Raw genomic sequence first — 23,814 nt, 5'->3', positions numbered from 1 at the left:
CCTTCTTATTTTTTTGCTTCATACATTTGCAGATTGGCATAAACTGTTTCTAATATTGGTGTTGAAAGAGACAAACGCTTTGCTTTATCAAGCAAAAAGCCGTGCAGATGATCTCCTTCAGTCGTTTGGCCATTTTCCATATCACGGAGCATGGAGGATTTCATATGATAAGACATGCTTGTCATTGTGCGGAAGCTGTCTTCTTCAAGTTCTGGATCCGCCGGAACTCCTTCCTTGCGCAAGATCATGCCGATTTCCCCAATGAGTGTTCGCGCAGTGTGCCGGCCGCTCTCTGTTTCAAGGATTGGTCCAAGCGGTCTTTGAAATAAGGTTGTCATTCCTGCTTGTGCTGCAATAAACAGATATTTTTTCCAGATGTCTTTCTCAATATGCCCGCTAATGATGACCTCTGCCTTCACTCCTGCAAATGCTTCCTCAAGCTCTTTTATCCGTTCCGTACGCTCACCGTTCCATTCACCGAACACAAAACGATGCGACGCACTTGTATGGTTGATTTCTCCCAGATTGTTTAAAGCACTTTCTATGAAGCACAGCCCGCCCAGCACCTGATCTTTCGAAAATGCCGTAAACAGCTGCTCGTAGTGACGATAACCGTTTAAGAAAGGAATAATGACTGATTCGCTGTGGACAAAAGGTTTGACATCGCTAATCACCTGATCGAGTGAATATGCTTTAGAAGCGATGATGATTACATCAAACTGTTCTTTTTCTCCTGCAGTGATTACTGCGGGCTTAAAGGACACGTCACCCTTTTCACTATGAATAACTAGTCCCGTTTGTTTTAACTGTTCAGCTCTTTTTTGGCGGACAAGAAACGTCACCGCATTCCCTTTCTCTGCAAGCCGTCCGCCAATATAACCGCCTACTCCACCTGCTCCGACAATTAAAAATTTCAAGTTAATGTCCCCTTTCTTTTCTATGTAAAAAAAAGCAGAGAATTCTCTGCTTTTTTTATTACGCGTATAGTTCAGCCAGTTTTTTCTGCACATCAGCATTTTCAAGGAACTCGTCATAGCTCATTTGCTTGTCAACAATGCCATTAGGCGTAATCTCTATGATTCTGTTGGCAATCGTCTGTACAAACTGGTGGTCATGTGATGTAAACAGCATTGCGCCTTTAAAGCTGATTAAGCCATTATTGAGCGCTGTAATAGATTCTAGGTCTAAGTGGTTGGTCGGTTCATCCAAAATTAAAATATTGGCGCCAGAAAGCATTGCTTTCGAAAGCATGCAGCGAACCTTTTCTCCCCCGGATAAAACATTTGCTTTTTTGTGTACTTCTTCACCGGAAAACAGCATGCGTCCTAAGAAGCCACGTAAAAAGCTCTCACTTTGGTCATGAGGAGAATATTGGCGAAGCCAGTCTACAAGATTTAAATCACTGCCTTCAAAATATTCGCTGTTGTCTTTAGGGAAGTACGCTTGAGATGTCGTCACGCCCCATTTAAATGTTCCGCTGTCAGCTTCCATTTCCCCGGAAATGATTTTGAACAAAGTAGTAACAGCCAATTCATTACGTCCTGTAAAAGCAATTTTATCTTCTCTATTCATAATAAAGCTGACATTGTCGAGAACTTTTACACCGTCAATTGTTTTCGTTAATCCTTCTACCCGGAGAACATCATTACCGATTTCTCGTTCCGGTGTGAAGTTGACGTAAGGATAACGGCGTGAAGACGGTTTAATATCATCAAGAGAAATTTTATCAAGAAGTTTCTTTCTTGAAGTCGCCTGTTTTGATTTAGACGCATTTGCGCTGAATCTGGCCACAAACTCTTGTAGCTGTTTAATTTGCTCTTCTTTTTTCTTGTTCGCTTCTTGAGAAAGCTTCAAAGCAAGCTGGCTTGATTCATACCAGAAATCATAGTTTCCGACGTAGATTTGGATTTTGTTAAAATCAAGGTCAGCAATATGTGTACACACTTTATTTAAAAAGTGACGGTCATGGGATACAACAATCACAGTGTTTTCAAAGTTAATCAGAAACTCTTCCAGCCACTGAATTGCCTGAAGGTCCAAGTGGTTCGTCGGCTCATCAAGAAGCAGAACATCGGGCTTGCCGAATAATGCCTGAGCCAAGAGAACTTTCACTTTTTCGGAACCGCCAAGGTCTTCCATCTTCTTCGTGTGAAGATCTTCTGAGATGCCGAGACCTTTTAGAAGGATCGCAGCTTCACTTTCTGCTTCCCATCCGTTCAGCTCTGCAAATTCACCTTCGAGCTCTGCCGCACGAATTCCGTCTTCATCCGAGAAATCAGGCTTCATGTAAATTGCGTCTTTCTCCTGCATGACCTCGTATAAACGCTTATGTCCCATAATTACAACTTTTAGCACTTCATACTGTTCGTACTCAAAGTGGTTCTGTTTCAGGATGGCAAGACGCTCGCCAGGACTCATATGAACATCGCCTGTCTGAGGCTCAATTTCTCCTGATAACACTTTCAGAAACGTTGATTTACCAGCACCATTGGCACCAATTAACCCGTAGCAGTTGCCTGGGGTAAATTTAATATTTACATCTTCAAATAACTTGCGATCCGCAAAGCGCAAGCTCACATTATTTACAGCAATCATTTAATATCCTCCATCATGTCTATCATCATTAAAAGTATACCATGAATGGAAGACAAGAGAAATGCTTCCCTGATAAAAGCAGGCAGAAACACTTCTACACTAAAAGGGCGAAGCTGTGATACAATTGAAGGCAAAGAGGATGCATCCAGATGGAAAATCATACATTCTTACTCGGAGGAACACATTGAGGCTTTTAACACTGACTGAATATTGCTTATTGATCTTTTTTACAGGCTTTTACCTTGCCGTAACTGGCTTTACCGCCAAAGATATCGGCTTATATATCGGGATCGCCCTGATTTATATCTTCTCACATATCTTCTCTAAACGGTTATTAGAAAAACGCGGCAAAGAGAACAAGCAAGTGCATCTTTTCTTCAGTGTGCTGGCCATTATCGGTTCAGTATTTGTCACTGTATTATGTATTGCATTGGTCGCTTCTTTTTCCAAATAAAAACGCCTGCTGTCCAAAGGCCAGCAAGGCGTTTTTATTTGGTTTGGCGCATTTCATTAAACGGGAAAAATACAAACTTCGACGTACCCACAATCCGATCTTCCGCAATCAGTCCGAGGCCATTTCTGCTGTCCATGGAGTTTAGCCGGTTATCCCCCATGACGAAATATTTGCCTTTCGGTACTTTCACCGGGCCAAAGTCGCCTGTAAGACTGACACCAAGCTTTTCTGCCTCTTTTTTGTTTTTAGACAAATAAGGCTCGGCAACTTTTTTTCGGTTTATATAAAGCGTGTCATCCTTCATTTCCACGGTTTCTCCAGGCTTACCGATCAATCGTTTGACGTAATGGATTTTTGAAGTCTCACCATTGATAATGACGATATCTCCCCGCTCCAGGTCACCGATATAGTGTACCGTTTTATTGACAAACAGTCTTTCGCCGTCATGTAAAGTGGGGTACATAGATGAACCTTCGACTAAATACGGTTCAAATAGGAAGTGGCGGATAATGAGTGCCAGCAGGACAGCAATGACAATTGCTTTTCCCCATTCCCAATACGTATTGGTTTTTTTCTTCCCCGCTTTTTCAGTTTTTGTTTGATTTTCTTCGGTCAAAGTGTTTCCTCCTAGACGATTGCTATGTCAGTTGTTTCCCTTCTTTTACTTTATCATAATTTATTATAAAATACATAACTTAACCGCGCTGCCGCGAGAAGATAGAGAAAAAGCGTCCTTTAGTAACAGGACGCTTTTTTCCTTATTTTTCAGTTACAGGTTTTTTTACGATACCTAGGATAATCGCCATAACCACAGCACCAATTACAATACTTAATAAGTAAAGGAGCGGATGGTTTGTAATAAAGGCTACGAATATGCCCCCGTGAGGTGCAGGAAGGGTTACACGGAAGAATTCAGTTAATCCGCCGGCAACCGCTGCACCGACCACAGCCGCTGGAATTACGCGAAGCGGATCAGCCGCAGCAAACGGGATTGCGCCTTCTGTTACGAAAGCCGCACCCATGAAGTAGCATGTAATACCTGCTTCACGGTCACGCTGAGAGAACTTGTTTCTGAAAATTGTTGTTGCAAGTGCGATACCTAGCGGAGGAACCATACCGCCGGCCATGATCGCTGCATGAGGCGCATAGTTGCCTGCATCAATCATCGCGATACCGAACGTGAAGGCTGCTTTATTAAGCGGACCGCCCATGTCGATCGCCATCATACCGCCTAAAATAATACCCATTAACACCAAGTTTCCAGTACCAAGGCTTTGAAGCCAGTCTGTTAAGAAATTCATGAATGCTGCTACAGGTGTATTGATTACAAATTGCATTAATACGCCAGTGATAAAAATACCAAACAGCGGATAAATCAATACAGGCTTCAATCCATCAAGTGACTGAGGGATAAACACAAATACTTTTTTCAATAAAATCACGACATAACCAGCAAGGAATCCGGCAATCAAACCGCCTAAGAATCCAGCATTCGCTTGAGTGGCCATAAACCCGCCGACCATACCAGGAGCAAATCCCGGACGATCTGCAATACTCATCGCGATAAAGCCGGCCAGAACTGCAACAATCAGTTTTAATGCATTGTCGCCGCCGATAAAGTTCAATGCTGCAGCAAACGTATTGTAGCTAGGATCATTCGGATCTGAAGAATGGATACCCCAGAAGAATGAAATTGCAACGAGTATACCGCCGCCCACTACGAATGGAAGCATGTTGCTGACACCGCTCATAAGGTGCTTATAAAACGCGTTTCCAATGCCGCCAGATTTGGCTTTTGGTTCATTTTCATCACTTTGAGCAGAAGAACCGCCGCCGCTGCCTTGATAAATCGGTGCGTCTTGATTCACCGCTTTTTCGATAAGCTCTTGCGGACGTCTGATACCTGCCGTTACTGGAACCTGAAGCACGCGTTTGCCTTTAAAGCGCTCCATTTCAACCTGCTTGTCCGCTGCGACAATGATTGCAGGTGCATCTTCAATTTCTTGAGCAGTTAACTTGTGCTTAATACCGCTTGAACCATTTGTTTCAACCTTAATCTCAACACCAAGCTCTTTCGCTTTTTCTTTAAGGGCATCCGCTGCCATGAAAGTATGGGCAATACCTGTCGGACAAGCTGTAACCGCTAGGATTTTACCTTTTCCGGCTGGTGCTGGTGCCGTTTCTTCTTCTTCTTCCTCTTCATCATCATCTTTATCATGCTGATTGATAATGTCAATAATCGCGTCTTCTGATTCAGCTTCAAGCAGCTGTTTGCGAATTTCTTCACGCATTAACAGCGTAGACAGTCTTGACAGTGCTTCAAGGTGAGTGTTGTTTGCACCTTCAGTCGCTGCAATCATGAAGACCAAGTGTGCCGGCTGGCCGTCTAGTGATTCATAATCGACACCGTCTTTTGAACGCCCAAACGCAATCGCCGGGTTGATAACGCTTGCCGTTTTCGCATGCGGAATAGCGATTCCTTCACCGATACCCGTTGAACTTTGGCTTTCACGATTTAAAATGGCTTCTTTGTAGGCTTGTCTGTCATTTAATTTTCCAGCCTTATCAAGAACTGTGACCATTTCGTCAATAACGTTTTCTTTTTCTTTGCTTTCAATATTAAGCTTTATCGTATGCTTCGTTAAAAGCTCAGTTATTTTCACTTTTGTTTCCTCCTCTATAGACGTGTGACCTTAACTTCAGGAAGAAGCTGCTGGACAAATTCTTCTGTACCAAGTTCCTCAGAAAACGCGGTAGCGCTGCCTGATGTAACTCCTAAGCGGAATGCCTCTTCAAGCGGCAGCTGCTTGGAAACACCGGCAAGAAAACCTGCAACGACAGAATCTCCTGCTCCGACTGAGTTTACCAATTTCCCCTTTGGTACGTTTGCAAAGTAAACGGCATCCTTCGTAAACAGAAGCGCTCCGTCACCGGCCATGGATACGATTACATGCTCAGCGCCTTGTTCTACAAGCTTTTTCCCATAAGGAACAGCTTCTTCAACAGATGAAATCGTCGTTCCGAACATTTCACCAAGCTCGTGATGGTTTGGCTTCATCAAAAACGGTTTCATTTCTGTTGCTTTCATAAGCGCTTCGCCAGAGATATCTAACACAACACGCGCGTTCTGCTGTTTGCAAGCCTCTGCGATTTTTTCATAGGTATCTTGAGGCAGTGAAGATGGAATGCTTCCAGCAAGAACGACAATATCCCCCTCTTGCAAAGATGTAAACTGTTCTAAAAAGGCATTGAAATCTTCGTCTGAAATCGTTGGTCCCTGACCGTTAATTTCCGTTTCATCACCAGTTTTCAATTTCACATTGATGCGGGTATCTTCTTTTACTTCAGAAAAAGCTGTTTCCAGGTTTTCTTCGCGCAAAAATGTTTTGATATATTCTCCGGTAAATCCGCCGATAAATCCGAGCGCTTTTGACTGAACATGATGTCTTTTCAGCAGTCTCGATACGTTGATGCCTTTTCCCCCTGGATACTTTGTATCGTATGCGGAACGGTTCAGGCCTCCTACAGTAAAATCTTCAACGTGAACAATATAATCGACAGATGGATTAAGTGTTACAGTATAAATCATGGTTTCACTACCTTTACGACAGTTTTTTCTTGGTAATTATCGAATGTAAGCTCTTCAGCGTCAGTCGTAATGATTGTTGCGTCGCCTATGCCGGCAAATGCCGAAAATGAAATTTCTCCAAATTTCGAAGGGTCCGCTAAGACGTAAGCGTGTTTTGCCTGTTTGACAGCCTTCGTTTTCAAAAGGGCTTCATCAGGGTCAGGCGTTGTGAAGCCGGCCTCTGTATGCACACCGTTTGCCCCCAGAAAACTCTTATCGAATCTGTACTGATCCATGGCAATCAGTGAAGCGCCTCCGATAACCGCACCCGTTCTGTGCTTTACATATCCTCCAAGCAGATAAAAAGATATTTCTTTCCTTATCAATGCGTCGATGTGCATAACCCCGTTCGTGACCACAACGATATCTTTGCTTTTATCCATAAAATCAATCATGTGCAAAGTCGTCGTGCCCGCATCGAGATAAATGCAATCCCCTTCCTCCAAAAGTGAAGCGGCTTTTTCAGCAATCTTCAATTTGTCTTGAAGGTTTTTGGATGATTTTTCAAGCATATCAGGTTCAAGTCTGATATCGGAAAGCTTGGCAGCTCCCCCGTGAACACGCTTTAAAAAACCGCGTTCTTCAAGCGTCGATAAATCTCTTCTGATTGTAGATTCAGAAGCATTTGTAAGATTTATGAGCTCTTGAATCTTTACCACATCACGCTTTTCTATTTGATCAATAATCAACTGATATCTTTCAGGAGTTAGCATGCTTCACCTCCTAATGAAAACGTATTCATTTTGAATACAATTTCATTGTAAACGCTTTTTTTACAATAGGCAACTAAAATCATTCAAATTCATTCAATAACTATCAAAATCTTTCACGTTTCTCCATATTAACGTATGTATATAGGGTTTGTAAACTGTAAATTCGACAAAAATAAGGACAATTGTATGACTTTTTCTTCTTATCTTAATGTAAAAAGTCTTTTATATTCATAGTAAAAAGCACCAAACATAAAAAAACCTCATGCATATGCATGAGGTTACTCGTAACGCAGCGCTTCAATCGGATCGAGCTTGGCAGCTTTATTTGCAGGAAGCATTCCAAAGACAACGCCAATAAGCATACTGAACAGCACGCCTCCGCATACGACCTGCCAGGATACTAATGACGGCCAGCCGGCAATGGCAGAAACCAGCGCGGCCCCTCCGTATCCGATCCCGATCCCAATCAGTCCGCCGATAGACGTTAATACGACTGATTCGATTAAAAACTGGGTCAGAATTTGTCCTCTCGTCGCTCCGAGAGACTTCCGAATCCCAATTTCCCGCGTTCGTTCTGTCACTGACACGAGCATAATATTCATGACACCGATTCCGCCGACTACAAGCGAAATGCCTGCAATTGAGCCGATAATCGTGGTCATGATTGTTGTGATCTTTCCAATTCCTGCTGCAATCTCTTCCATGTTCATTACTTGATATGAATCCTCAGTGCCATGATGGTCATTCACCAGCTGTGCCGCTTCTTTTCCGATAGATTTTATATCATCAGCCGATTCGACCTGCAATGACACATTACTGAAGTCACTTGTACCGAAAGACGATTTCATCATATTAAACGGCACATACATTTCACTTAGTCCGAAAGACAGCAAACCTGTTTCCTTCTTCAGCACACCGATAATTTCCACAGGCTGTCCGTTTACCCAGACAACTTCACCGAGAGGAGAGGATTTATCAAACAGCTCTTCTGCCATTTTTTGCGATATAATGCCCGCCCTTTTTCCCGCAAGAAAGTCATTATCAGTAAAGGTTCTCCCGCTTTCTATTTCTAAGGAATTGACATTCATATATCCGTCGTTAATTCCGTTAATGGTTACATCGGTTTCTTCCTCATGATAACGCGCCTTCATGCTTTCAGAAGTCGATGCAACCACTTGTTTTATCCCTTCTATATCTTTTAATCCGCTAATATCGTTTTCTGTGAAAGTTGACTCCGTTACGGCGTTCGGATTGCTTGCAAGCTCTTCGTCACTCGGCATGTAGTATAGTTCCACCGTATTTCCCGGACCGCTGATGGACTGCTTAAGCATCTGCTCGCCGCCCTGTCCTACAGCAACGACGACAATAACAGAACCAACACCAATTATGATTCCGAGCATCGTTAAAATGGAACGCATTTTATGTGCAAGAACAGAGCTCAAAGCCATTCTGACGTTTTCTAACAGACTCATTCCCCCACGCTCCTTTGTCCGGAGCCGGGAGGAACAATTTCTCCGTCTCGCACCATAATGACCCGGTTCGTGCAATCTGCAACTTCCGGCTCGTGGGTGACAAGTACAATCGTTGTTCCCTCGTCGTTTAACGCTGTAAATTGGTCCATAATCGCTGCACTTGTTTTCGTATCCAACGCGCCAGTCGGTTCATCCGCCAAAATTAATTTTGGTTCATTGACGATTGCCCTCGCAATGGCCACACGCTGCTTCTGACCGCCGGATAACTCATTCGGCATATGAAGCATCCGATCGGCTAATCCGACCTTTTCTAAGGCTCTTTCGGCTCTCTCTTGGCGTTCTTTTTTTCCAATGCCGGAATAAATCATCGGCAGCTCGACATTTTTTTTAGCGTTCAGCCGCGGGAGAAGCTGGAATTGCTGAAAGACAAAACCGATGGATTTGTTGCGGACTGCGGCCAGTTCTCTGTCTTTATAAGAAGAGATGTCTTCGCCGTCCAGCTTATATATACCGGAAGTCGGACGGTCTAGACAGCCGATAATATTCATAATCGTTGATTTTCCCGATCCTGACGGCCCCATGATCGAAACGTATTCCCCTTGATTGATGTTCAAATCAATCGAATGAAGAACATCAAACGTTTCTCTGCCGATCTGGTAGCTTTTTCGCACATTTGAAAGCTGAATCATTTATGCTTTCACTTCCGTTCCGTCAGCCAAATCATCAGCAGGATTTAAAATGACCTGATCATCCTTAGAAATTCCTTCTTTTATTTCCGTTACATCATCTGTTACTTCCCCGATTTTGACGTCGACTCGCTTGGCTTTACCGTCCTTTACTGTATACACATAATATTGATCATCTTCTTTTTTAACTGCCTTAGAAGGAAGCGTATTGGTTTTCCGCTTATCCGTTTCTATATTCATAATGAATTTAAAACCTGGCTTTCCTTCAGGAAGATCACCTTTTATTTTGACTTGAAGCGGATATTGTACCGCCTGATCTGTGCCAACGGCTGCCGCGGCGTTATCCTGCTGATCCGGCACTAGTCCGACAGCTGAAACTGTACCTTTCCATGTTTTATCCTGAATGACATCTGAAGTGAGTGTGACCTTTTGGCCTTTTTTGACTTTAAGTGTATCGTATTCAGACAATTTTCCTGCAACGACAAGATCTTTAGGATTGCCGATATGTATAACGGGCTCTTGAATATCTGACTTTTTTGATGCCGCTTCCTGGTTGACAGAAATCACAGTGCCTTCAATCTCGCTTTTCACTTGAAGATCTGACACTTGATTGGCAAGCGACTGCCGCTGAAGTTCAGTTTGCTTTAATTCAATTTGAGCCGTTTTTTCCTGCATTTCAAGCTCTGTGCGCTCAGAGTCAACTTGTTTTTCTGCTTCTTTCTTTCCAAGCTGTTTTGTCAGTTCTTTTTCTTTACTGTCCAACGCTTGTAGCTTTTCTTGAATCTGATCGATTTGCAGCCGGTTCGATTCAGAGGTCAATTGATTCTGTTCTTTTTCCAGACTAAGCTGCTCATTCGTATAAGTGACTAACGGCGTACCCTTTTTAACTTTGTCGCCTTCCTTTACTTTAATGTCGTTCAAAGTTCCTTTATCGGCTTCATAAAACACATATTGTTCATTTGAAAATTTAAGTGTGCCTGGAACCATAACCGTTGACGATATCTTTTTTTCTTCTAGACTGCCCGTCTCCACCTTCTGGCCGGCGCTGCCGCTTGTCGGAGCGGCAGACCGGTAAATATTAATTCCTATAAAAAGAGCGACTAATGCTGCAATCCCAATTCCAATCCAGACTTTTTTCATCTATTTATGCACCTGCCACAGAGTTTATCGCCCCTGAAACAAACGAAAATGCGACCAAAAGGACGAAAAGAATAATAACGGATATCCACCCTGCTTTTTTGGAGATGCCTCCCGTTTTGTGAAGACCGATCGCTAATAATACATAGCTCCAAATGCTGAAGATTTCAAATGTATTTAATACATTGGCTAAAGGCATGTCTGAAGGAATAATTCCCGCAAGTGACGTCATGCTGTAAAGTGAACTTGTGTCAGTTGTAAAAGCAACAATTCCGTTGATCAATAATCCTAAGCTGCTGATTAAGGAGACAAACAGACCGAGAGAAAGCATTTTCTTATACGTCGTTACGCCTCCTGATATTTTCACACAGAGCCAATAAATGAGAGGTGCAATAAATAAAGCTGCAATTCCGCCGAGAATCGAACCTGCCATTGCTCCAAACTTGGTAATAGTGGCGACAGTTGAAATCTGCTCAGGCGATAAACCTTCAGTATCCGTCGCTTTAAGAAGCTCGCTATAATCCGTTCCGAGACCCTGCAATACAGCACCAACTATGATGATTGCCGCAACAATCAAGAGCGGGCCCCATACAACCGGCCTTTCTCTTATTCTCTCAAATTGAGTTCCAGGACTTGTGATCACTCCAAAAAGGGATGGCTTTTCAGTTGACACTCCGCCGTTTTTTTCTACATTTGCTTCCATATATAAAACCTCCTTGAACATATCTAGCTGATAATACGAAAGGATCTAAAAAAAGTTTCATATTTTTTTAAAAAATATCCAAATCATTCAAAAGGCCTTCAGACTTTCAAACTGAAGGCTTTTATTCGGCAGCTATGCTGTATTGCGCTTTCACCAGTCCTGCATAAATACCTCCTTTCGCAAGCAGCTGTTCGTGGCTGCCCTCTTCCATTTTCCTGCCGTGATCAAGAACGATGATATGGTCGGCGTCGCGGATCGTGGACAATCTATGGGCAATCATGACGGCTGTACGGCCTTTCAGCAAAGTTTTTAAAGCCTGCTGGATTTTGACCTCTGTCTCTGTATCAATGCTTGCCGTGGCTTCGTCAAGAATGATAATAGCAGGATCTGCGAGCAGCGCTCTTGCGAAGGAAATGAGCTGGCGCTGACCGGCGGATAGTACGCTGCCCCTTTCTTCCACTTCTGTTTCGTATCCTTCTGCTAAACCAGATATAAACTCATCCGCTCCGACTGCTTGAGCAGCTTTTACCACTTCTTCGTCTGACGCATCCGGCCTTCCGAAACGAATATTTTCCATAATCGTTCCCGAGAAAATAAACGTATCTTGAAGCACAATGCTGATTTGAGAGCGTAAACTGGCAATGGCCAGGTCTTTTATCGGAGTGCCGTCTATTTTAATGGTTCCTCCTGTTGCATCATAAAATCGGCTGATTAAATTGGCAATCGTTGTTTTCCCGCTCCCCGTGTGTCCGACTAGTGCAAGTGTCGAGCCTGCAGGAATAGAAAAGGAAACGGCATGAAGTGCTTTTCGTTTTTCATCATAAGAAAATTCAACCTCTTCAAAGCTGATAAGGCCTTTAATATTTTTCTTGTGAATGGCATCCCGCTTTTCCTTGACGTTCGGCTGTTCGTCTAAAAACTCGAAAATCCGCTCTGACGAGGCCATCCCCATTAACAATTGGTTATAAACCTGGCCTAACCTTGAAATAGGCTCCCAAAACATGCCTAAATAGAAGGCGAAAGATACGAAGACACCTATTGTAATAGTTTGGTTCATGATGAGTGTGGCACCATACCATATTAATACAGCCGTTCCTATCGCATTTGTCATTTCTACCAGCGGACGGAACACAGCATTTTTTCTTGTTGCTTCCCGCCATGATTGATAGTTCTCCTGATTGACTCCGTCAAAATACGCCATGTTTTCTTGTTCCTGCGTGAAAGCCTGCGTTACGCGGATACCTTGTATGCTTTCGTTTAAATGGGAGTTCAGCTTTGATTGCTTCAGACGCACCGTTTGCCATGAACGGCGGATTTTTTTTCTGAGACTTGTTGAAATAAAAAACATAATCGGCAGAGTCACCATGATGGCTATGGTCAGTTCAGGACTCAGCGTGAATAAAATGATGACGACTCCCGCCAAAAGCAATAAATCTGTTAATAAGTTAATCACGCCGCTTGTGAAAAGCTCCTGAAGGGAGTTAATGTCATTCATAATTCTGACGAGAATAGACCCTGCCGATCTCTGATCAAAAAATCGGTGGGACAAGCGCTGCACATGGGTAAATAAATGCTGGCGCAAATCGTAAATGACATGCTGGCCAAGCTGGTTCATCCATCTGATCCTTAGCATATTGGCTGCATAATTAACAGCGTATAAAACGCTGATCAAAATCATCAGCTGCATCAGCAATTCCGAATTCTTTGCTGTAATGGCTTGATCGAGAACATAAACACCGATCAGAATAGGAATGACAAGCTTCACAGCAGTCCCAATCAAAACGGTGAGAAAAGAAAGCGGCAGAATTGTTTTTCGGTACGGTTTGACATAGCTTAACAGCCGCCACATTTGAGCCCAGTTAAACGGTTTTTCAATGATTTCATCTGAAGAATAATAGAAACGCTCCAAAATCCCCTGTTTTTTTGCTTGTTTCATATGTTCCTCCCTATCCGACCTGATGCGGCTCATTTATCATATTGACATCCCGGTATTGCAAATCGTATATCTTTTTGTAATAGCCGTTCTTGGCAAGAAGCTCTTGATGATTGCCTCTTTCACGAATGCTACCTTTATCGAAGACAAGAATTTCATCTGCGTGTTTCAGTGAAGATATGCGGTGAGCGATGATAAAGGTTGTGCGGTTTTTCATGACTTCTTTTAACGCAAGCTGTATGCTGTGCTCAGTTTGCATATCTACTGCACTTGTGGCGTCATCTAATATTAAAATGCTCGGGTTTAAACAGATGGCTCTGGCAATAGCAATGCGCTGCTTCTGGCCTCCAGAAAGCCCCAGCCCCCTTTCTCCAAGCATGGTGTCATATCCGTCAGGCAGTTCCATAATAAAATCGTGGGCCTGAGCTCTTTTTGCCGCATTTATAATGTCGTCCATCGAAGCATCCGGCTTCCCGTATGAAATATTTGATCGAATAGTAGATGAAAATAGGAATGATTCTTGAAGTACAACTCCAATATTTGAGCGAAGGGTTTTTAATGAATAATCTGTGATAGGTTTATGATCAATGGTGATGATTCCGCCTGCAGGACTGTAAAATCTAGTGAGGAGCTGTGTGACTGAGCTTTTTCCAGATCCTGTAGGACCCAAAAATCCGATCATCTTTCCGCTTTTTGCTTCAAAGCTTACATCGGAAAGCGCGTTCGTTTGTTCATTTCTGTATGTGAGAGTTACATCTTTGAATGAGACATCTCCGGTTAACTTTGGCTGATGTAAAGCATGAACGTGGTCTTTGATGTCTTCCTCTTCATCAAGAATGTCTAACAGACGCTCTCCTGAGGCTTTTGCCTGAGAAAACATATTAATCACAAAACCTAAGTTCATAATCGGCCACATCATATAATTGACAAGACTGAAGAAAGCGACAAGCTCACCCGGATTCAGCTGATTTTGCATGACCAAATAGCCGCCGTATGAAAGAAGAGCCACAATACAAATATTGCCGATAAACTCCATCAGCGGAAAATAAGCAGACCAGATGGATGACGTTTGTAAATATTTTGTTCTGTAGGCCGCATTTGCCTTATTAAAGGCGCTGATTTGAAAATCTTCTCTTGATAGTGACTTAACTGTGTTGATGCCGCTGATATTTTCCTGCACCTTTGTATTGAGCTTTGCAAACGATTTTCTGATGCCTCGGAAGGCGGGGTGTACTCTTTTGTCAAACTGATATACCGCGACCGCCAGAAAAGGCAAAGCAGCGATTGTTACCAGCGTAAGCGGAACCGAATAGTAAAACATGACCGATAAGCTGATTGCAACCAGCAAGCCGAATCGAATAAACTCAGCAAGTCCGTAGGATAAAAAAAACCTGAGCCCTTCAACATCGGCTGTCAGCCTGGACATCAAATCACCTGTTTTTGCGTTGTCATAGTAAGAAAAAGAAAGCCTCTGCAGTTTTGCATACAGGCCATTTCTCAGCCGATAAACAGATTTGATGCCAAACATATCACCTAAATACTGATGAAAAAAAGTGGCGGTTCCTTTTACAGCCATAACCGCAATAAATCCCAGACTGACCCATGCTGCAAGCTGATACTGCCTCCCCAGTACGATCTCATCGATCGTAATTTGCAGAATGATCGGATAAACGACCGTAATGGCTGTCATCAAAAGCATCGCCAGAAGCGACCACATAAACACCTTTCTGTACGGCCAATAAAATGATTTTAATCTTTTAAATGTCTCCATACCCAGCACCCTTCCAGTTTTTTCACCCTTACTATATCGATTCCCGAAATAAATTTCTATTATTTTTCGAAAATTCAATCTAATGGTGGAGATGGTCTCTTACTTTATATGGTGGGACTTATGTAAATAAACGCTTACAGAAAATCATTGTATGCAGGATGATGAGCAGGATATGCAAAAAAAGAGGGATATGACTTTTAACGCAAAAACCGGACGGCTTTATCGCCGTCCGGTTTTCATCCCCCGCTGACAGGTGGAATAACAGCCACCGTGTCACCGGAAGATACTGAGGTATTTTCTTTGACGTAGTTTTCATTTACAGCAATCATAGCCGTATCAATTGATTCAAGTCCGTATTGTTCCTTTAATACCGCTTTTATATCATCGGTTGTTGCTTGTTCCATATCAATTTCAAGCGTTGACGTGCCGGCCTTTTCAGCAAGTCCCGCAAACAAAAGAATGTTAATCATGCTGCTCTCCCTCACTTACATCTGGTTTTCCATTCGGATAAGCTGTTGTCTCAAGCTGGTCACCGATCCATTGCTCTCCGTCTTCCCAAATTTCTTTTTTCCAAATAGGCACAATCTGTTTAATGCGTTCGATTGCATACTCATTGGCTTCATAAGCGGCTTTTCGATGGGGAGAAGACACAGCGATGACAACTGCCGCTTCGCCGATATCCAGTACACCGATCCGATGTGTGATAGCAGCCGAAGCACCTTTCCATTTCTCTTCTATTTCAGCCCCGATTTGGGCCAGCATCTGCACAGCCATCGGTTCATAAGCCTCATATTCCAGCCGGATTGTTTTTTTTCCGTTTGTCCACTCCCGAACTGTCCCGATAAACGTGGTAATAGCTCCAGCTTCCCGTTTCTCTACTTTTTTTATGATATCTTCAGTAACGATGGGTGTTTTCGTAATCTCAAACCTTCCCATTACACAGATTCCCCTTTCAGCTGTGAAAGCACAAAATCAACTGCTGCTGGATCATCCGCGTGAAAAACGGGTAATCCTTGGTGTGCAGCCATTTGTTCTTTTTCTCTGTATATAATTGCGATTATATTTACTGCCTGCAGTTCAGCCAGATCATTCTTATCTCGTACTATTACTACTTTAGGATAAGGAGCTTTTTTAAAGCCTTCTATGAGCAGGCAATCCATATCGAGAAAGCGATATAACTCGATCAGCTGCGGGAGATCCCATTTACGGCGGGCCGTAAGCTGTAAAACACCCGCTCCTTCTACTGCTGTTACTTCAGCTCCCGCAGCTTGGTAACGGTCAGTGTCTTTTCCTTCAGTGAATGCTTCCGGTTCACCGCCATGACCGTGATGCTTCAGGCAGCCTGCATGCAGTCCCTGTAGTGCGGCTTTTTTAAGAATACGCTCTATCAACGTTGTTTTTCCGCTGTTTTGGAATCCTACAACTTGGACGATCGGGAAAGGACGGACCAAGGCCACTCACTTCCATTCTCTTCTCTGATCAGCAGCACGTGGACCGTTCTGCCTGATTCGTAACCTCTCGTACCGCCCGGCAGGATGATAAACGCATTCGCTTCTGCAAGTGAAGTGACAGAGCTTGACTTATCTAATCCAACGGGAGCCGCTAACAGCTTTCCTTCCTGATGGTGTACATAAGCACGTACAAATCGGGTAAAAGGATTCGGCTTCGGAAAGTCCTTAGTCAAAACAGCTTCTGCGCAAATTGGATGCGGTTTATCATGAAGCAGCCATGACCGGATCATCGGTTTTACAAACAGTTCAAAACCGACATAGCATGCCGACGGGTTTCCTGACAGCCCAAACAGCAGCATATCGTTTGCATGAGCCACAGTCGTTACACTTCCCGGGCGCATAGCAACTTTATTAAAGAGCACATCAGCTCCGAGCCTTTCATAGATTTCAGGCAAAAAGTCAAAGTCACCCACTGACACGCCGCCTGTTGTGATTAGAAAATCAACCTTTTCCATTGCTTTCTCGACCGCAGCAAAGCTTTGATCAAGATCATCGGAGATTTTCCCTAAATAAAGAGGTGAAGCGCCCGCTTCGATAACTTGTGCATATACCATACTGGCGTTGCTGTTACGGATTTTCCCCGGCTCCAGCGGGTCACTGACATTCAGCAATTCAGTGCCGGTAGCGATAATCCCGACAACAGGCTTTCTCACGACAGGCACAGAAGCGTATCCAAAGGTTGCCAGAAGAGCTGTTACCCCCGGGGTAATTCGCGTGCCCTTTCTGACTAAAACGCTCCCTTTTTGAGCATCTTCACCTGTTTTTGAAATATTGTCCCCTGGCTGGAAGCGGCGTTTTAAACACATAAACGGCTGACCATTCTCTTCAAAGGCTTGAGTCAGCTCAATCATGACCACGGCATCCGCGCCTTTTGGAATTTGCGCACCTGTCATGATCCGCACTGCCTGAAACGCGGCAAGTTCTTTCTCAGATACAGCTCCTGCTCCGATATGGTCAATGACCTCAAAGCGGACAGGGTGCTCGCGTGAAGCTTCAGCCGTATCACATGCTCTGACAGCAAAACCGTCATATGGCGAACGGTCAAATGCAGGCACATGGTGATCTGCCGTTACATCTTCAGCTAAAAATCGGTGAAGGCTGTTTTCAAGCGCCACCCATTCTGTTTCCCCTCGTTTTTGAAATCGGCTGACACGCCGAACAGCTTCATCTACCGGTATCGGTGTTCTTTTCTCCAGCATTCTGAACCCTCCTGTTGTTACAATCCGATTACTCTTGCCAACACAGAATTAGCTTCTTTCACATCACTTGTTCCGTGTATCAGAGCCCGTCCGTCATTAAAAATGACGATTCTGAAATTTTCATAATAGATATGAAGCAAAAATGCATTGGCCTCTACCTTGCCGATTGTTTTCAGCCGACTGGCGAGCTCCTGCTTCGGTATTCTTTTTAATGACTCTGATCTGACTTGAACCGTATCACGGCCGCACAGCACAGCAGCTTTTGGCGTGTTCCAGTCTTGAAGATAAGGATAAACTGCGTGTGCGCCGCATGACGGACAATCTTCGACTCGTACATTGCTAACGTTGATTTTCATATGTGAATTGTTCCAGACATCAAACGTGACAAAGCCGCGCTGTATCGCCTCTGTGTTTCCCGTTAACAGTTTCAGCGCCTCCGCCTGCTGATAGGCTGAAACCATATGGACCGCAGGCGGAATAATCCCCGCTGTATCGCACGTCGCTCCGCCGACAGGAATTTGCTCAAACAAACAAGACAAACAAGGTGTCTCCCCCGGAATAATTGTCATGAACATCCCTTGGCTGCTTACACAAGCGCCATAAATCCACGGTGTCTTTGTTTTCTGAGCTAGATCGTTGATAAGCATGCGTGTTTCAAAATTATCTGTTGCATCGATAACAACATCCGCTTTTTCAATCAGCGGTTCAAGCGTTTCAGCCGTCCCCTCTGTAACGTATGCCTCAATATGTATGCCGCTGTTAATAGCGGATAAATGTTCTTTGGCAGCCATAGCTTTTGGCATGCGGAGTTCCGCATCGCTTTCTGTATAAAGCTGCTGCCTTTGCAGATTGCTCCATTCTACATAATCACGGTCAATGATGGTGACGGTTCCAACTCCCGCTCTCGATAGCCCTTCAGCTCCGGCTGTTCCGAGCGCTCCTGCTCCTACGATCAGCACGCGGCTGTCTGCCAGTCTTTGCTGTCCCTCTTCTCCAATTTGCTTAAATCTGATTTGCCGTGAATAACGCTCTTCCATCAAACCTGATCTCCTTATCTTTTATGTCAATCATACCATGATTTCCCCCCGTCAGTCCCAGCAGGAGAATGTCTTGAGTTCATTCAAACGCCTATAGTCATGTCGTGTATTAATATTCATAAACTCTTCCGGCACTGCCGCGATTTCCTCTGCCTGTACGTACTGAACTGAAATACGGTCTAAGAAATCTGATAGTTTTAATTTTTTCTCAGATAGCTGTTCATATAGAATAGGCATGATCCTTTTATGATACAGTGCTATCAATGGCTGCACTCGTCCGCCTGATATCGGGATGACTGCGTCCGTATCGGCAGTTACCATGCGCCTGAGCTCCGCCATCGTCCTTTTTCGTATCAGCGGTGTGTCACAGGATAGAATCGTATAAAGGTCACCGTCTGTCTTTTCAAAAGCAGTATAGATACCAGCCAATGGGCCCATTCCTTGGAACGGCTCCGCGTCTTGATACACTTCGGTTTCGCCATTCTCTTGAAATCTATCGATAAACTCGGGACGACTGATGATGACCACTTGCTCACCCAGCGACTTTTTAGCCCATTCGTAAAACATGCGGCCTCTCCATTTTACAAACGCCTTGGGCTCCCCAAACCGGCGTGAGGCTCCTCCTGCTAAAAGTACATTTATATGTTTCATGCTCTCACCTCTAGTTACCAAAAGCATAGCAAAAGCAAGGCCCCAACGCCAATGCTTGTCTGTTTATTAAAGAGGAATAGCTGTTCAGTATTTGCATATTGTAATGTTAACATCATGAGGGAGATGGTTCGATTGAAAAGAACAGGTCCTTTTTTCCATGACGTGTCACAGGAGAACCTTTATTTAAAATCAGAGCTGTCAAGGTGCCGTAAACTAATTTCCGAGCTTGAGGCAAGCTACTTCCATCAGAAAAATAACAAACTGCTCAAAGAAAATACCAATATGAAAGAAAAACTTCAGCAGCTGTCCGCTGAGCTAAAGCAAATGTCAATGAAAGAACAACACGCCTCCTATACGAGCCATACACTGCATCAAATGAGAGCCGAACTGCTCGATAAAATCGTCACCTTGCAGGAGCTTCTTTCCGCAGAAACCTACAAACGCAAAACCGAAATCGAAGAAAAACATAAGCTTCATATCGAAAAAATCAAAATTGAGGAAGAAAATAAAAATTTGCATAAACAAATTATTCATCTTAATACCTCTATCCAGCGGGAACAGAACGAATTGTTTCAAGCGAAGCAGCAAGCTGAAACGATAAAAGCCGAAAACGGACGCTTGAAAGAGCAAATGATAGAAAAAGAATACCAGCTAAAACATATCAAAATAGAAATAGATCATATGAAAGACCGAATCATAGAAACGAAAGAAAGGCTGCTTGAAATAGAAAAAACGAAAGAAAAACTATTTCAAGAAACTATTATTTCGTACAAACGGCAGCTTGATGAAAGTGATGCCTGGATTGCTTCTCATTTTGCCGATATTGATGGCGGTGCGAAACAGAAAGAAAAAACGGCAGAAGAAGCTCAAACCGTTTACGCACCGTCAAGTCATGTAGAGACCATCCTTGAAGATGTCACAAAACAAGTAAATGAGCTTCAAAAACAGCTGACCAGAGCCCAATCATCTGACCAGCTTATCAACCATAAAATTGAAGAGCTGAAGAGCCGTGCCGCCGAAGAAAAACCTTATCAAAAATGGGTGTATAAGCTTAATCTTGAAAAAGAAAACAAACCTTCACCGAAAAAAACCCAATAATAAAAAAACTGCTTGAGCTCCCAAGCAGTTTTTCTGTGTGCTTATTCTGTTGCTGATTCAGCTGATTCGATGTCACCCTCTAAAATGTACTGGCCGCGATACGGTTTTTTCACTTCCGGATACATTTTAATTAAACTTTGCATAAACGTTGTCATATTAGGGATTTCAAGACCGCTTTCCTTTTCAATCTCTTTTTGAAGTTCGGAGCTCTTAATTGCCGCGTTGTGGCGTTTTAATGTTTTAATAGCAGCTTCACGCAGTTTAGCTGCTTTAGATCCCGGTCTTGCCGTTCCTCTTCTTCTTCTAGTCGCTCCATCTGGTATACCGGCAGGAAGAGAGGAAATAGATTGAAGCTGAGGCTGGGCGGACTGCTGCTGTGATGGCGGCTGATAGCTTCTGATTTCCTGAGCTGCAAGCTCGGCGAGAACTGGCAGAGAGTCAGTTTTTCTTTCAGAACGGAACTCCTTTTTCGTTTCGGAAGTGCTTCCATTTCTGTCCAGCTCTCTTAATTTTGCGTATATTTTATCGCGTTCAATTTGATATTCACGAATGACTTTTACTTCAGCTTCATTTAATTGTTCTAATCGCAAGCGCAAAGCTTCTCTTTCATTAAACATTCCTCAATGTACCCCCTATCAGAATTAACATCTTTAATTAAGATATTAGATTACAAAAGTAATTTTATCAACTATTATTTTAGCATTTTACTATTATATTTACTCTATGAAAAATTCCTTATTTTCTGAAAATGTTTTATTTTTTAACAGACCTCTTTATTCACAAGGGTTCAAGAGCTTATGTCAGTCATTTGGAATAAAGTTGAAAATATATCTTTTAATTACTTCTTTAATGAAATTTAGTGTAATATCTACAATTTTCGCGTGCAGGGATATGAAAAATATCTAAATATGCAGAAAAACATAAGAAATTAGGTCTCGTTTTTAGAAGATAAATCATTAAAAAGCGTTTTTCTTATACCCAAATATGGAAAAATAAGCTTCTTACTCTTTTCCTTTTTTGCGCAAATAAAAAAACCTGATTAGGATCAGGTTTTTAATTTGCGCACAATTATTCAGCTTCTTGTTCTGTTTCAGCCAAAACGCGGTTCACACGTTTTTCAAGCATTTTCATGCCGCTGCCGCCGGCTTGAAAATGACGAAGCTGTCCTGTTTTATCAAACACATAGTACGCAGGCACATACTCGTTTTCAAATGCGTCGGTTAAGGCGTGGTCGCTGTCAACAAAAATAGGCTGAGTAATGTCATGTTCAGCAGCTACTTCTTTGATTTTGTCGAGATCCAGGTCATCTTCGGAACGAGGCATATGAACAGCTACAACGTTCAGCTTGTCTTGATATTTGTCACGGAATTCATTCACCTGCGGCATTGCTTCTTTGCACAGGTGGCAGCTGATGGACCAGAAATGAATAAGTGTCGGTTTTTCTCCAATCAGTTGTTCTTTTGTTACTTCACCATTGAACCAAGCTTTTTCTCCTGTCAATTCAGGCATTGGCTGACGTAATTTCATCGCTTTTCCCTCCTAGTGAGCAGTAAGAGTCAAAAAGGCCTAACGAATTGTTAGACCTTTTTCTTTCGTTCTCAAAAAGAATTAAAGTGTTTTTTGACCTGGTTTCCAGTTAGCCGGGCATAGTCCGCCTGTTTGAAGTGCTTGAAGTACTCGAAGCGTTTCATCAACGTCACGGCCGATGTTGTTATGGAAAACCGTTTGATATTGTAGCTCGCCTTCAGGATTGATAATAAACAATCCGCGAAGTGCAACGCCTTCTTCTTCAATTAAAACGCCATATTCACGGGATACTTCATGGTTAGTATCAGCAGCAAGCGGATATTTCAGCTGACCAAGACCATTTTCTTTACGGTCTGTGTTGATCCACGCCAAGTGAGTATGGATTGTATCAGTTGAAACGCCGATCACTTCAGCATCAAGATCTTCGAATTCGTCATAACGGTCAGACATCGCTGTAATTTCTGTCGGACAGACAAAAGTAAAGTCCATTGGATAGAAGAAAAGAACCGTCCATTTATCGTTTTTCATGTTTTCTTCAAGACTTACTTTGCCAAATTCCTTATTTGCAAGGACTGCTTCCATTTCAAAACGAGGAGCTTGTTTACCTACCATACGTTCTGCCATATGTATCCCTCCAATTGATAGTTTGGCTTTAAAAGCCAGAAGAACAAGAAAATAAAGGAAAATATTCCTTATTTCGTCAATAACCTCACAATGACTATTATATCGAACCGCATTTTCCCAGTCAATTTTTAACAAAGAATACATGTCTTTGCCTTCGACATTTTACGGTAAAAAGTTTAACATGTTCATGTATAGGGAAACAAACTTTAACATGCTGCAACACATTCAGAAAGGAAGCTCCAACATGGATTTTATTACACAGTATGATTGGACAGGTCTTGTCACCAGTGCGGGTGTTTTACTCATTAAGCTCGTCATTATGATTTGCCTCTATTTTATCGTTCGATCTGTAGGCATGAGAATTATTAAACATCTATTTGCAAAATTTGAAGCCCAAAACAGCCTGTCTATCGGACGCGCTCACACGCTCCGAAGCCTGACACTTAACGTATTTGCTTACATATTGATTTTTATTTTTTTCGTTATGGTTCTGGATTTGTTTCATTACGACCCGAGCGCTCTTTTAGCAGGTGCGGGAATCGTAGGTCTGGCGGTCGGTTTTGGCGCCCAAGGCCTTGTCAGCGACATCGTGACAGGTTTTTTTATTCTGCTTGAAAAACAATTGGATGTCGGAGATTATATAACCGTTGCGACCTTTGACGGAATTGTGGAGCAGGTCGGTTTAAGAACGACCCAAATCCGCAGCTTTGACGGCACACTGCATTACATTCCGAACCGGAACATCACAAATGTAAGCAACCATTCCCGCGGCACGATGCAGGCGCTGGTTGATATTAAAGTCCCGGCTGAAAGAAACCTCGATGAAACCATTCACATCTTACAACATGTATGTGACGAAACGGCAGCTGCTCTTCCGCAAATAAAAGAGGGTCCTAATGTCATTGGCATTCAAGAGCTGGGAACCTCTGAAATTGTGATCAGAGTCATTGCCAAAACAGAAAATATGGAACAGTGGCGGGTCGAACGAGTGCTGAGAAAAGAAATAAAAACCGCACTCGACCGCGCTTTTCCTAAAGAAACAGAATAACAAAAGAACCGAAGCTTTTGCTTCGGT

At 43.0% G+C, this 23,814-nt stretch carries 24 protein-coding genes; 3 read left to right on the top strand and 21 right to left on the bottom strand.

All coding sequences use genetic code 11. The annotated features are described in order from the left end of the window. Positions 1–5: 5 nt before the first annotated feature. Both NYE43_RS07830 and NYE43_RS07825 read right to left on the bottom strand, forming a co-directional pair. A complete protein-coding gene (locus NYE43_RS07830) occupies positions 6–917 on the bottom strand; it encodes a ketopantoate reductase family protein (protein ID WP_341061501.1) in 912 nt (303 codons plus the stop codon). A 58-nt stretch (positions 918–975) separates the two neighbouring features. Further along, entirely contained in the window at positions 976–2,595 is a 1,620-nt protein-coding gene (locus tag NYE43_RS07825) for an ABC-F family ATP-binding cassette domain-containing protein (protein ID WP_103671631.1), read from the bottom strand. A gap of 184 nt (positions 2,596–2,779) precedes the next feature. Between NYE43_RS07825 and NYE43_RS07820 the strand changes: the two genes are divergently transcribed. Then, positions 2,780–3,049: a hypothetical protein gene (locus NYE43_RS07820; protein WP_017696821.1), complete on the top strand. Its 270-nt coding sequence runs from the start codon at positions 2,780–2,782 to the stop codon at positions 3,047–3,049. Between the two features lie 34 nt (positions 3,050–3,083). Here the strand turns inward: NYE43_RS07820 and sipT are convergent, their stop codons facing one another. The 16 genes from sipT to NYE43_RS07740 form a co-directional block, all read right to left on the bottom strand. Continuing rightward, positions 3,084–3,665: a signal peptidase I sipT gene (gene sipT / locus NYE43_RS07815; RefSeq protein ID WP_213418590.1), complete on the bottom strand. Its 582-nt coding sequence runs from the start codon at positions 3,663–3,665 to the stop codon at positions 3,084–3,086. A 142-nt stretch (positions 3,666–3,807) separates the two neighbouring features. After that, entirely contained in the window at positions 3,808–5,712 is a 1,905-nt protein-coding gene (locus NYE43_RS07810; protein WP_024121246.1) for a PTS fructose transporter subunit IIABC, read from the bottom strand. Positions 5,713–5,726: 14 nt separating this feature from the next. Continuing rightward, complete coding sequence (gene pfkB, locus NYE43_RS07805) at positions 5,727–6,638, bottom strand: 1-phosphofructokinase (RefSeq protein ID WP_101860676.1); 912 nt, start codon at positions 6,636–6,638, stop codon at positions 5,727–5,729. Beyond that, positions 6,635–7,390, bottom strand: coding sequence for a DeoR/GlpR family DNA-binding transcription regulator (locus tag NYE43_RS07800; RefSeq protein WP_024121244.1), 756 nt, complete (start codon positions 7,388–7,390; stop codon positions 6,635–6,637). Before NYE43_RS07800 ends, pfkB begins: the two co-directional genes overlap by 4 nt. A 278-nt stretch (positions 7,391–7,668) precedes the next feature. Next, positions 7,669–8,862: an ABC transporter permease gene (locus NYE43_RS07795; RefSeq protein WP_268498077.1), complete on the bottom strand. Its 1,194-nt coding sequence runs from the start codon at positions 8,860–8,862 to the stop codon at positions 7,669–7,671. Beyond that, positions 8,859–9,551, bottom strand: a complete 693-nt coding sequence (locus tag NYE43_RS07790; RefSeq protein WP_024121242.1) for an ABC transporter ATP-binding protein — start codon at positions 9,549–9,551, stop codon at positions 8,859–8,861. Before NYE43_RS07790 ends, NYE43_RS07795 begins: the two co-directional genes overlap by 4 nt. After that, positions 9,552–10,688: an efflux RND transporter periplasmic adaptor subunit gene (locus NYE43_RS07785; RefSeq protein WP_213418588.1), complete on the bottom strand. Its 1,137-nt coding sequence runs from the start codon at positions 10,686–10,688 to the stop codon at positions 9,552–9,554. It abuts the gene before it with no gap. 4 nt (positions 10,689–10,692) lie between these two features. Then, positions 10,693–11,388, bottom strand: coding sequence for a toxin SDP protection protein YknW (yknW, locus tag NYE43_RS07780; protein WP_024121240.1), 696 nt, complete (start codon positions 11,386–11,388; stop codon positions 10,693–10,695). A gap of 121 nt (positions 11,389–11,509) precedes the next feature. Continuing rightward, positions 11,510–13,324 (bottom strand): ABC transporter ATP-binding protein, encoded by a 1,815-nt coding sequence (locus NYE43_RS07775; protein WP_341061494.1) that lies wholly within the window; start codon positions 13,322–13,324, stop codon positions 11,510–11,512. A 10-nt stretch (positions 13,325–13,334) separates the two neighbouring features. Continuing rightward, positions 13,335–15,092 carry an ABC transporter ATP-binding protein gene (locus NYE43_RS07770; protein ID WP_341061492.1) on the bottom strand — a complete coding sequence of 586 codons (1,758 nt, stop codon included), beginning with the start codon at positions 15,090–15,092 and terminating at the stop codon, positions 13,335–13,337. 236 nt (positions 15,093–15,328) lie between these two features. Beyond that, on the bottom strand, positions 15,329–15,562 hold the full coding sequence (gene moaD / locus NYE43_RS07765) for a molybdopterin converting factor subunit 1 (protein ID WP_044156050.1): 234 nt from the start codon (positions 15,560–15,562) through the stop codon (positions 15,329–15,331). Continuing rightward, entirely contained in the window at positions 15,555–16,028 is a 474-nt protein-coding gene (locus tag NYE43_RS07760) for a molybdenum cofactor biosynthesis protein MoaE (protein WP_024121236.1), read from the bottom strand. Before NYE43_RS07760 ends, moaD begins: the two co-directional genes overlap by 8 nt. After that, complete coding sequence (gene mobB, locus NYE43_RS07755; protein WP_106020377.1) at positions 16,028–16,549, bottom strand: molybdopterin-guanine dinucleotide biosynthesis protein B; 522 nt, start codon at positions 16,547–16,549, stop codon at positions 16,028–16,030. Before mobB ends, NYE43_RS07760 begins: the two co-directional genes overlap by 1 nt. Further along, positions 16,510–17,802, bottom strand: a complete 1,293-nt coding sequence (locus NYE43_RS07750; RefSeq protein WP_024121234.1) for a molybdopterin molybdotransferase MoeA — start codon at positions 17,800–17,802, stop codon at positions 16,510–16,512. The genes mobB and NYE43_RS07750 overlap by 40 nt, the downstream gene beginning before the upstream one ends. Before the next feature lie 17 nt (positions 17,803–17,819). Next, a complete protein-coding gene (locus NYE43_RS07745) occupies positions 17,820–18,839 on the bottom strand; it encodes a MoeB/ThiF family adenylyltransferase (RefSeq protein ID WP_024121233.1) in 1,020 nt (339 codons plus the stop codon). Positions 18,840–18,890: 51 nt separating this feature from the next. Beyond that, entirely contained in the window at positions 18,891–19,490 is a 600-nt protein-coding gene (locus NYE43_RS07740) for a molybdenum cofactor guanylyltransferase (RefSeq protein WP_213418585.1), read from the bottom strand. Between the two features lie 132 nt (positions 19,491–19,622). Here NYE43_RS07740 and NYE43_RS07735 point away from each other — a divergent pair, with 132 nt between their 5' ends. Beyond that, positions 19,623–20,588: a hypothetical protein gene (locus NYE43_RS07735; protein WP_024121231.1), complete on the top strand. Its 966-nt coding sequence runs from the start codon at positions 19,623–19,625 to the stop codon at positions 20,586–20,588. Positions 20,589–20,629: 41 nt separating this feature from the next. Here NYE43_RS07735 and rok read toward each other — a convergent pair whose 3' ends face one another. From rok to ahpA, 3 genes are all read right to left on the bottom strand, one after another. Next, positions 20,630–21,205 (bottom strand): transcriptional regulator Rok, encoded by a 576-nt coding sequence (gene rok / locus NYE43_RS07730; RefSeq protein ID WP_024121230.1) that lies wholly within the window; start codon positions 21,203–21,205, stop codon positions 20,630–20,632. 451 nt (positions 21,206–21,656) lie between these two features. Next, positions 21,657–22,115, bottom strand: coding sequence for a thiol-disulfide oxidoreductase YkuV (gene ykuV, locus NYE43_RS07725; protein ID WP_024121229.1), 459 nt, complete (start codon positions 22,113–22,115; stop codon positions 21,657–21,659). An 81-nt stretch (positions 22,116–22,196) separates the two neighbouring features. After that, a complete protein-coding gene (ahpA, locus tag NYE43_RS07720; protein ID WP_010334066.1) occupies positions 22,197–22,739 on the bottom strand; it encodes a biofilm-specific peroxidase AhpA in 543 nt (180 codons plus the stop codon). Positions 22,740–22,983: 244 nt separating this feature from the next. On the opposite strand from ahpA, the gene NYE43_RS07715 reads away from it, so the two are divergent. Further along, entirely contained in the window at positions 22,984–23,787 is an 804-nt protein-coding gene (locus NYE43_RS07715) for a mechanosensitive ion channel family protein (RefSeq protein ID WP_024121228.1), read from the top strand. Positions 23,788–23,814: the final 27 nt, after the last annotated feature.

This window comes from Bacillus sp. FSL R5-0434, from assembly GCF_038004745.1.
In the GTDB taxonomy this organism is placed as follows: domain Bacteria; phylum Bacillota; class Bacilli; order Bacillales; family Bacillaceae; genus Bacillus; species Bacillus halotolerans.
This window is presented reverse-complemented; position numbering and strand designations above follow the sequence as displayed.